This window comes from Pseudomonas sp. 43(2021), assembly GCF_017490805.1.
Taxonomy (GTDB): Bacteria; Pseudomonadota; Gammaproteobacteria; order Pseudomonadales; family Pseudomonadaceae; genus Aquipseudomonas.
This window is the reverse complement of the sequence record NZ_JAFGYJ010000423.1, coordinates 1-470: the sequence shown is the minus strand read 5'-3', so window position 1 is coordinate 470 and position 470 is coordinate 1. Positions and strand designations below refer to the sequence as shown.

Annotated in this window: 1 protein-coding gene; it reads right to left on the bottom strand. The window is 52.6% G+C overall.

The window, feature by feature from the left end; translation table 11 throughout:
• Positions 1–243 (bottom strand): type VI secretion system ImpA family N-terminal domain-containing protein (locus tag J5M71_RS27970; RefSeq protein WP_207838822.1); only part of this gene is annotated, 243 nt, incomplete at its 3' end.
• Positions 244–470 lie beyond the last annotated feature (227 nt).

The following is a 470-nucleotide window of genomic DNA, read 5'->3' as shown; positions in this document are numbered from 1 at the left end:
GCTCAGCCCGCGCCGCGCGATGCATGCGCGCAGATGCCAAATGCCGACCCGGACATCCTTCGCCTTCTTCAACAAAGCGAGACATCCCGTTTCGATGGACGCCCACTGGAACGCACTCTCTCCTTTGCGTTGCGGCGCGTAACCGACGGAATCGTATTCGCAGATGGCTGCGTCGATCTTGATAAAGTCTTCGTCGAAATCCAGCAAATCCGGCGAATGGCCCGGGAGTGCATCGTTGTTCATGGTCTATCCACAAATCACAGGCGTCAGGTACCGACTTCGCAAAACCAGATTAGCTTGCACTTTGTCAAAATACCCAAACTTATTTCTTCGAATGTATTAGCGACCACATAACTCGATGCCGACTATCCGTCAAAGCGGCGTGGGGGAATTTAGATTAGCATTCGCCGGAAAAAGGCAAACAGACGCCCGCGGGTTCCAGGAAAATTTTCCATGGAAACCGTTTACGT